Consider the following 1,282-nt stretch of genomic DNA (forward strand, 5'->3'; position numbering starts at 1 on the left):
CCAGCACGGTGCGTCCCCAGGCAACGGCCAGGGTGTCTCCGGATCTCAGAAGCTTGCCGAGCGCCTGGCCGCCTGCGGCTCCAAGACGCTCGATCAACGCCTTGGAGCCATCGTCATCTGGCACGACCAGGCAGTCCTGCAATCCAAAATGCTGTTTGAGCTCGCGCGCTGTTGCAAGCGAGCTCAACCGGGATGGCTCCAGGGAGATATTGACGATGCCACGGCTGCGCGCATCTGCGAGGTAGCTGTTCACCGTTGCACGCGAGATGCCCATGATCTGGGCGATGTCGAACTGTGTGCGTCCTTCCTCATAATAGAGCCAGCAAGCCCAGATGTAAGGATCATCCCCGTATCGCAACGGTATGGCATCAGACAAATCAGCCTGAGAAGCCTGCCGCGTCATCATCTTGTCAGCACGTGACATCTTGGTTGCCATGAAACCCTGCACTTCCCGTTCTCGTTCCGAAAATGTGAGAGTTCGCCAAAGTTTGCAATGTCACCGCAGAAAACTATTCGACTATGAACGGATGGCCTGAGATCGCCGCCAACCCCGTATGTGTGGGTGGGGGGAAAATTCCGTCAGCTTTCCAGCCGATCCCGCGCACCCAATGACAATTCCTTCAAGATGATTGCGCAGGACGTCGCCCCGGCATCGAGAACGCCGAGGGAGCGTTCACCAAGGCGGCTTGCCCGACCGATCTTGGCAACCAGATTGATCGTCGAATCCCGACCGGCTTCCGCTGCGTCCACCAGGGCGCTAAGGGCATCTGCGAACGAAGATCCGGCCGAAATCGATGTGTCAAAGGCTTGAACAGCCGGCACCAGTGTGTCCAGCAAGGTCTTGTCACCAACCTTGGCCGAGCCGATTGCCTCGATGCCTTCCAATCCCGCATGCAGCATCCGGCTGAATGCCGCGGCGTCGATGGCTTCGATACCATCGATCTGTTCGGCAAATTCCGTGAACATCATGCCGTAAAGAGGCCCCATCGAACCGCCAATCTCGGTCATCAGGATCGTCCCAAGCACGTCCAGCGACTGGGCCAACGACACATCCTTGCCCTTCAACCGGTCGGCGGCCATGCCAAATCCCTTGGCCATGTTGACCCCGTGATCGCCATCGCCGATCTTTCCGTCGATTTCACTCAAGTAGGCACGGTTTTCGACGATCCTGTCGGCGATCGCCAAGACGATCACGCCCGCCTGAGCATTGTTGAGAGTGAGCATCGATGTCTTCCTTTAAAAAACCGCTGTGCAATGCACATCCACATCCAGAAGTTGCTTC

General features: G+C 57.6%; 2 protein-coding genes. Both read right to left on the reverse strand.

Annotated features, from left to right (window positions below):
• Nucleotides 1-424, reverse strand: a 424-nt coding sequence (locus ACM6UT_RS23310; RefSeq protein WP_416799649.1) for a sugar-binding domain-containing protein, incomplete at its 3' end; no start/stop codon positions are given.
• Nucleotides 425-579: 155 nt separating this feature from the next.
• A complete protein-coding gene (dhaL, locus tag ACM6UT_RS23315) occupies nucleotides 580-1,224 on the reverse strand; it encodes a dihydroxyacetone kinase subunit DhaL (protein WP_416799648.1) in 645 nt (214 codons plus the stop codon).
• Between the last annotated feature and the right edge of the window lie 58 nt (nucleotides 1,225-1,282).

Source organism: Ciceribacter azotifigens (assembly GCF_048159625.1).
GTDB lineage: Bacteria > Pseudomonadota > Alphaproteobacteria > Rhizobiales > Rhizobiaceae > Allorhizobium > Allorhizobium azotifigens.

Bases quoted from the DNA above. Each gene is read 5' to 3' on its own strand.
- dhaL (WP_416799648.1), bottom strand. From the start codon at position 1,224: ATGCTCACTCTCAACAATGCTCAGGCGGGCGTGATCGTCTTGGCGATC.